This window comes from Billgrantia gudaonensis (assembly GCF_900100195.1).
Lineage (GTDB): Bacteria > Pseudomonadota > Gammaproteobacteria > Pseudomonadales > Halomonadaceae > Halomonas > Halomonas gudaonensis.
In genome coordinates this window covers 94,329-101,433 of the sequence record NZ_FNES01000015.1, presented here as the reverse complement: position 1 = coordinate 101,433, position 7,105 = coordinate 94,329, and the positions used below count along the sequence as shown (strand labels likewise).

9 protein-coding genes are annotated in these 7,105 nt (G+C 57.8%); 8 read left to right on the top strand and 1 reads right to left on the bottom strand.

Annotation, left to right across the window (positions count from 1 at the left end):
* Positions 1 to 376 precede the first annotated feature (376 nt).
* From BLP96_RS19960 to BLP96_RS16145, 8 genes are all read left to right on the top strand, one after another.
* Entirely contained in the window at positions 377 to 742 is a 366-nt protein-coding gene (locus BLP96_RS19960) for a hypothetical protein (protein WP_143005129.1), read from the top strand.
* A gap of 70 nt (positions 743 to 812) precedes the next feature.
* Entirely contained in the window at positions 813 to 1,196 is a 384-nt protein-coding gene (locus BLP96_RS16175) for a hypothetical protein (protein ID WP_089688240.1), read from the top strand.
* A 100-nt stretch (positions 1,197 to 1,296) separates the two neighbouring features.
* Positions 1,297 to 2,112 carry an alpha/beta fold hydrolase gene (locus BLP96_RS16170; protein WP_089688228.1) on the top strand — a complete coding sequence of 272 codons (816 nt, stop codon included), beginning with the start codon at positions 1,297 to 1,299 and terminating at the stop codon, positions 2,110 to 2,112.
* Between the two features lie 219 nt (positions 2,113 to 2,331).
* Positions 2,332 to 3,303, top strand: coding sequence for an alpha/beta fold hydrolase (locus tag BLP96_RS16165; protein WP_089688226.1), 972 nt, complete (start codon positions 2,332 to 2,334; stop codon positions 3,301 to 3,303).
* A gap of 144 nt (positions 3,304 to 3,447) precedes the next feature.
* Positions 3,448 to 3,990, top strand: a complete 543-nt coding sequence (locus BLP96_RS16160) for an OsmC family protein (RefSeq protein ID WP_089688225.1) — start codon at positions 3,448 to 3,450, stop codon at positions 3,988 to 3,990.
* Between the two features lie 62 nt (positions 3,991 to 4,052).
* Entirely contained in the window at positions 4,053 to 4,580 is a 528-nt protein-coding gene (locus BLP96_RS16155) for a cupin domain-containing protein (RefSeq protein ID WP_089688223.1), read from the top strand.
* A 376-nt stretch (positions 4,581 to 4,956) separates the two neighbouring features.
* A complete protein-coding gene (locus BLP96_RS16150) occupies positions 4,957 to 5,286 on the top strand; it encodes a YdeI/OmpD-associated family protein (RefSeq protein ID WP_176761546.1) in 330 nt (109 codons plus the stop codon).
* A 192-nt stretch (positions 5,287 to 5,478) separates the two neighbouring features.
* Positions 5,479 to 6,039 carry a flavin reductase family protein gene (locus BLP96_RS16145; protein ID WP_089688221.1) on the top strand — a complete coding sequence of 187 codons (561 nt, stop codon included), beginning with the start codon at positions 5,479 to 5,481 and terminating at the stop codon, positions 6,037 to 6,039.
* 131 nt (positions 6,040 to 6,170) lie between these two features.
* Here the strand turns inward: BLP96_RS16145 and BLP96_RS16140 are convergent, their stop codons facing one another.
* Complete coding sequence (locus BLP96_RS16140; protein WP_089688219.1) at positions 6,171 to 7,100, bottom strand: LysR family transcriptional regulator; 930 nt, start codon at positions 7,098 to 7,100, stop codon at positions 6,171 to 6,173.
* Positions 7,101 to 7,105 lie beyond the last annotated feature (5 nt).

Sequence of the window (7,105 nt, the reverse complement as noted above, 5' to 3'; positions counted from 1 at the left end):
CCGACTCGACAACCACAGGACGCAACGGTATCGAACATGACCTAACGCCACCCCCACACAACGGACTCGGCGAACCGGCTCGCTTGCGGGCCGCGGTGGCGCTCGTTCCGCGGATGGATTTTGCCCCATAGACGCGCTAGGTTGGGTTGAATTGGGTTCGGAAAGGGGTGAAAACATGGCCAATCTCACGGCCCGGACGCGGCATCACAGGTCCGTACCCTCGCGACCGGATGCCTCCGGTCACGCTCCGGCCAATACAAAACCCTATAGAAGCGGCGTCGTAGCCTGACGGGCGGCTTAGTCCAACAGGCATTTATCCGCCATGCTTCGCACGGCGAAAAAATGCTGAACAGTTAAGCTAATCAGAGATAGAGCTATGTCTAAATATTTAGGAGCTATACAACCGCTATTTAGCTTGATCGTTAAAGGAGCATTCTTGTTGGCCCTAGCATTTGGCCTGATCGGTATTGTATTGGTTTGCTTAGACGCTACTGGTGATGCTGAAATATCAGTTTTTGGTCAGTCCATAAAATCCAAAAGCGTGGGAGTTTCAGCTCTTTTTCTGGCGGCAGTGATGACTGTCATCACGATTAGGAGAGTTCTAGGCACTGTAAATACGGTTGCAGGGGTGGAATCCAAGTCTGAGGCTCCAGAAGGATCAGAGGAACTACTAGAAAAGCACAAAGGAAATAAAGTAACAGCGGCTAAAGAAATAAGAAAAGGCAAAAGCAAAAAAGCTTAACGAGTGGCTCCATTTGACGCCGAAAAGTGGCGCAAATGAGCCAAGCGTTATGCGTCGGGAGGAGATTGACTTGAAGAAGTCATTAGCTAAGTCAGAGTTAGAGTCTCTGTTGGCCGCCGATATCGAGGGCCTATCCGAGACAGAGAAGTATCATTTCCTGCGTCGCGTAATTGCAGACTATGAGGCGCACTCCAGCTATGATCAGTCGAATTCTCGGAAGCCATGGTCTGATGAAGAGCTATTTCTGATCCTTAGTACGCCACCCACCAAAGAAAACACGATTCGGCTCGCAAAAGCATTTAAGCGGGGCTACGGCAGTATTGAGCAAATTTTCAGGTGGGCAGGGCAAAGCGAAGCGCGGATAAAGGCGGAGCGCGGTGATGATTCTTTTGTACAGCAGATCAAGCGCGTGAGATCGCGATTAGGATGGCGGTCCGTAGGCGGCTCGAGCTAGGTGATGCATAACCAGTCGCTCGAGTTCGCTCCGGCCCTAGCCGGGCCTGCGCCGGACGGGCTTTCCGCTCCGCTCCAAGCCCGCCGCTCAGCTCGGCGTTATGCCAGTTCTCTCAAAAAGAAGGTTAAAGATCGACTACACGGACGATGGGCAGGGTCCGGTCGTCGTACTGGTCCATAGTTCCGTCAGCGCCAATCGGCAATGGCGTGCACTCACCGAAGCTCTGAAGGATCGCTACCGAGTCCTGGCGGTCAATCTATTCGGCTACGGAGAGACGACCGCCTGGCCAGGAACGTCTCCGCAATCCTTGTATGCACAGGCCCAACTAGTTCTGGCCTTGAGCGAGGAAGTAGCGAGTCCCATCCACTTTGTCGGGCACTCCTTCGGTGGCTCTGTGGCGTTGAAGGCCGCCATGCTGCTTGGGCCACGGGTTGGCAGCCTTGTTCTCTTCGAACCGAACCCGTTTTATTTACTCAAGCAGAATGGTCGAACGCGAGCATTCCTCGAATCATGCGCTCTGCGAGATCATGTGAAATACTTTGGCGCATTGGGAGATTGGTCAAGCGTGGCGGAACGCTTTGACGACTACTGGCTAGGTGACGGAGCATGGAGTGCAATGCCCGAGAAGCGGCGGGTCGCCTTCGCCGAAGCGTTGCCGCCTAATTTTTTCGAATGGGATGCCGTGATGCAAGAGGAGACCACGGTTGAGGAATGGAAAAGCCTAACTGCGAGAACATTATTGGTCAGCGATCAGGCGACCCGATTACCCATGCGGGAGATCGTCGATATCTTTGCCGAGGCCTGTCCTCACTGGTCTTTCCACTCCGTGGGCGAGGGAGGCCATATGGCGCCGCTCACCCATCCAGATTTGGTCAATCCGATCGTTCGTGAATTCCTTGACGCCGGTTATGCATGATCCAGATTCGACACCCAACAAACCATTCGGGGGACCTTCGAAACCGGCGCTGCGCTTGCTTTCGCTGGCCTCTGATGGCCGGCGTGGGGCGTCGAGTAGAACAAGCATTGGGCTATTGATATGAGACAACGGATCGGTTTCTGCACCACGACGGATGATGTGCGCATCGCCTACGCAACTGCCGGGCGGGGTAGGCCGTTGCTGCGCGTGGGCGGTTGGATGACTCATATCGAGCATGATTGGGACAGCCCGATATGGCGGCACTGGCTGCGAGAGTTGACGCGCGATCATACGCTGGCGCGTTTTGACATTCGCGGTTCCGGCCTGTCCGACAGGGACGTGAATGGGCAGACACTGGAAGCTTGGGTGCGCGACGTGGAGGCCGTGGTGGACAGCCTGGGCTGGCGACGTTTCCCGATTCTGGGCGTATGCCAGGGAGCGGCGATTGCCGTGACCTATGCACTGCGGCACCCGGAGCGAGTCAGCCACCTGATTCTTTACAACGCCTACTCATGCGGTGCGTTTTCTGAGGGCATGTCGAAATACCGGGTTGAGGAAGCCGAAACCCTGGCTCGCATGATCGAGATTGGCTGGGGCCGCAAAACCGGTGCCTTCCGAGAAGTCTTTGCCCGCCTACTGTCGCCCTCCGATGCCCCGGATCAGATTACCTGGTGGGACGATCTTCAGCGCCTGACGGCAGACCGGTCGACCGCTGCCGGGCTTTGGCGTGGCTTTCATGAGATTGATATTCGCAGCCAGTTGCCCAAGTTGCAGACACCCACCCTGGCCGCGCATGTCAAAGCCGATAACATGGTGCCCTTTGAGGCCGGGCGGGATCTGGCTAGCCGGATTCCCGACTGTCGATTTTTACCGCTTGAGGGCCGCAATCATATCCTGCAGCCTCACGATCCGGGCTGGCGACCCTTCATCAAGGAAATCCGGCGTTTTCTCGATGACAACCCACTAAGGGGCGTGATCCAACCTTCCCTCTTCCATGAGCTCACTCGCCGCGAATGTGAGGTGCTGGAGCAGGTTGCCCGCGGGCGCTCGAACACCCATATCGCCGACACCTTGTCGTTGGCGCCCAAAACCGTGCGCAATCACGTCAGCAGCATCTGCGGCAAGCTGGCGATCTCAACCCGCTCGGAACTGGTAGTCGAAGCCCGTAATGCGGGTTTTGGCGACGAATGAGTTGCTGACCTTCCCTCCCCCAGGACAGTCGTCCCGGTTTTTCTGATATTCATGACCTTCCCCGGGACACCTGCCTCATGTGCAGCGTGGTTTCGCTTCGTAGGCTGAACCTACGACATGCTAAGCAGCACAGGAGGCGAAATCATGTCAGTCGCAGAGAAAACATCTTCGTTCACAGAGCGCCAGGACAGCCTTAACCGACACTATCTCGATGTGCCAGAGGATGCCTGGATCACCGATCACGCGCGGGCGATGCCCGGCGAGAAGAAAGACCCGGTTCACGGAGCCGTCGAGCTGGCCAACAGCGGGGGCGTTCGCCACCAGTACGGTATCCACAGCGCCGTGGGTGGCGACCACGATGCCCCGAACCCCGGAGACTACCTTTGCGCCGCGCTGGCGGCCTGCCTGCACTCAACGCTGCGCATGGTGGCTAAGCGCCTGGGCGTGACCATCCTGAGCAGCGAGGTCATGGCCACAGCACAGGTGGATGTACGCGGGGCCCTGATGGTGGATTCAAGCGTGCCGGTGGGATTCCAGCGCCTGCATTGCGATGTGAGCCTGGAGGTGCCCGCCGATACCGGCCAGCGAACTCTCAACACCCTGATGGCAAGCGCCGAGCACTGCTGTGTTGTATTCCAGACGCTGCAAAGTGGCACCAAAGTGACCACTGACTGGCGCATCGACTAGATGTCCTGAAACCGGTAACGGCGCAAGACCATGTTTCAACGAGAGCGAACGGGAGAGATTTTATGATCCATACACAAAAATTAGTCGGAATTGCCACCATCTTGATGGCTTTGATTGTCAGTGCTGTCGCTGAGGCAGATGAATCGAAGCCGATCGCGGCAGAGCCGCTCACCCAGCGACACGTCTTTGACGGCGATGTCTCAGTCAGGATCACCCAGAAACTGGAAGGACTACCTGAACAGGCCATCTCGTTTGACGATGCATCGCATCTCACGGTGGTGCGGTTCACCATTCAGCCGGGCGCTGTTTTCCCATGGCACACCCACCCGGGCACGGTACTGATCACCGTCACTGAGGGCGACTTCGAGTTCATTTTCGCGGAAGACTGTGAGAATCGGAAGTACGGCCCCGGGGACGCGCTGGTGGATCCGGGCGACACCGTCCACACGGCGCTGAACCCGAGCCGTACTGCGGAGACCGAGGTGGTTGCCGTGCTACTCGGTGCCCCCGCCGAAGGGGCGCTGACCCTTCCGGTTGATAAGGAACGGAGCGACGCCCTGGACACGGAGTGCGGCATCAAACGCACCTGATCCGGTGTGTGCGCCGGGCCAGGCCCTATTGAATCCGCAGCAGGGCATCCTCGATGTCCTTGCTGCACTTATATCAAGACACCCGCTGGTTGGCTGTACCAAACTGTGGTGGTCGACTTGTTCAACCGACGGGTCGTGTGCCTGCCAAACCTCAGGTGGGATCCCTTCTATACTTCAACTTTGGGTTTCGTGCTGTCTGTAGATTTTTGTCCGACGGAAAAGGGGGTCTCGGTTGGCTGAAAAAAGAGGGTAACGGCGGTAAAAATTTATAACCATGCAAGTCACGGCGGCGTCTACTACATTGCGGCTTCGTCTCCATTTCGTAGCCGCACGTGCTTAGCAGCGTTATACATTTCGCCCCATGTTGACTTAGCGAATGCAATTTGTAGGTCTAGAAATTATGTATACTATTTCAGGCGGTCTTGTACACGAAATGCCAGCAGACTTGGCTAGTGCTTTAAGCCAGAGCAAGAAAACGATTGATCTCTGGGAAAGCCTGACGCCTATCGCACGTAATGAGTTCATTTGCTGGATTGAAGATGCGAAGCAAGAAAAGACCAGGGTGAAGCGGATTTGTCGTACTGTTGAGGAGCTTGCGGATGGTAAGAGGCGTCCGTGCTGCTGGCCTGGCTGCATTCATCGTACTGACAAAAAGCCCGGGAAATGGCAGCAAGGTGTTCTTGTCGATAAAAAGCTCAAAAAGTAGGGCGCACATTTAAAATGCTCAATGCATCACTGTTGACTGTTGTCGGACGCACCTGCGCTAGCGCTCCGGTGCGTCGCAAAGCCAAGACGTTATATAAGAATCGTTTGATTTTTTGATCCTGGTCGAAACTTGCCTTCCCTGCGGCTGCTACACTGCTGTCGGTGTCGATAGCTGCTGATCGGATGCGCAATCATGAGCGAACGTGTCGAGAAAGCTCCCGTGCCGCTGGAAAAGGTGCGCCGCTACCTGGAGCCGGGGCCCATCGTGCTGGTCTCGTCGGCTTGCGATGGGCAGCACAACATCATGACCATGGGTTGGCATACGGTGATGGCGTTCTCGCCGTCGCTGGTGGGCTGCATCATCTCGGCCGGCAACCACAGTTTCGAGATGATCCGCCGTAGCCGCGAATGCGTCATCAACCTGCCGACGACGGCCTTGACCGATCAGGTGGTGGGCATCGGCAACAGCAGCGGTGCCGAGGTCGACAAGTTCGAACGTTTCGGGCTGACCGCCCAGTCGGCGGAACGGGTGGGCGCCCCGCTGATCGATGAGTGCCATGCGCATTTCGAATGCCGCCTGTTCGACGACTCCCTGGTGGAGCGCTACGACTTCTTCATCTGGGAAGTCGTGTCGGCCCGCGCGGCGGTAGCGCCCGAGTACCCCGAGACCCTCCACTACACCGGCGACGGTGTCTTCATGGTGGCCGGCGAGATCATCGACCGGCGCGAGCAGTTCTTGCCACATATGCTGTAGGTCTTGTCCGACACGGCCATGGGTCTCACCCCTCCCGCTCCCCAATCGCCTCGATGATGCCCTCGCAGAACCAGCGCTGTGACGGGGAGCGGCTGGCGTGCGCCTGCCAGTGCAGGGCGACTTTGGCTGCGTCAATCACGTACGGTGCGTTTCTCGGACAAGAAGAAGGGGCGGGTGAAGTCGGCTGCGTCGCCGAGGCGCTGGGCGAGTTCCTCGAGCAGTCGGATACGCACTCCACCATGGTATAGCGCGTAGTAGCCGATCATGGGCAGGCGAGGGGTGGTCTCGAGAATCTCCAGCCCTTGCTCGCGGGCGAAACGCTGGACACAGAGTCTTGGCAATACGCTGATGCCACGCCCCGCCGCGACTAGGCCAACCAGCGCCAGCAGGTTATCGGCAGTCAGGTTGGCGGCGGCCATGCCCTGGTGGGAGAGCCAGCGATTGACGTCCTGTGCGAATCCGGAGCGCTTACCCTGGCTGATTAGTGTGTAGCGTTCGAGCGCTCCTATCGGGATGGGGCGAGGACCGTCCACCAAGTTCTCTCTGGCCATGAAGGCCATCTCCACCTCTTCCAGTAACAGGGCTTCCACGCCCGGCTGGGCGAAGGCCTCGGGGACCTGCGGTATCACCACCAGATCCAGTTCTCCGTCCTGAAACTGCTGGTACAGGGTACGGCTCATGTCGATGGTGATGTCCAGCCGGATGTCGGGTCGCTCTGTGGTGTAATCCCTGAGGAAGCCCGGTAGCCAAGTAAGGGCGGCCAGATCGGTGAAGCCGATACGCACACGATGCAGGGTGCGCTCGGGTTGCTCGTTAAGCTCGAGGATCCGATTCGCGCCGTCGAGCGTCGTGTAGGCCAGTTCCAGCAGCCGTTCACCCTCCTCGGTTAGCCGCGCGTTGCGGCGCGAGCGGTCGAAGATGCATAGGCCGGTGGCCTGCTCCAGCTCGGAGATACGCTTGGAGACGGTGGACTGCGTTGCGTTGAGGCGCTGGGAGGCACGCTCGAACGTGCCGAGCTCGACCACCTGAACGAAAGTTTCGAGCTGCTTGAGGGTCAACATGGCTT

What these genes read in the sequence shown, in the direction of transcription:
- BLP96_RS16160 (WP_089688225.1), top strand. Translation starts at nt 3,448, where the DNA reads ATGTCAGTCGCAGAGAAAACATCTTCGTTCACAGAGCGCCAGGACAGC.
- BLP96_RS16155 (WP_089688223.1), top strand. Translation starts at nt 4,053, where the DNA reads ATGATCCATACACAAAAATTAGTCGGAATTGCCACCATCTTGATGGCT.
- BLP96_RS16145 (WP_089688221.1), top strand. Translation starts at nt 5,479, where the DNA reads ATGAGCGAACGTGTCGAGAAAGCTCCCGTGCCGCTGGAAAAGGTGCGC.
- BLP96_RS19960 (WP_143005129.1), top strand. Translation starts at nt 377, where the DNA reads ATGTCTAAATATTTAGGAGCTATACAACCGCTATTTAGCTTGATCGTT.
- BLP96_RS16165 (WP_089688226.1), top strand. Translation starts at nt 2,332, where the DNA reads ATGACTCATATCGAGCATGATTGGGACAGCCCGATATGGCGGCACTGG.
- BLP96_RS16170 (WP_089688228.1), top strand. Translation starts at nt 1,297, where the DNA reads ATGCCAGTTCTCTCAAAAAGAAGGTTAAAGATCGACTACACGGACGAT.
- BLP96_RS16140 (WP_089688219.1), bottom strand. Translation starts at nt 7,100, where the DNA reads ATGTTGACCCTCAAGCAGCTCGAAACTTTCGTTCAGGTGGTCGAGCTC.
- BLP96_RS16150 (WP_176761546.1), top strand. Translation starts at nt 4,957, where the DNA reads ATGCAATTTGTAGGTCTAGAAATTATGTATACTATTTCAGGCGGTCTT.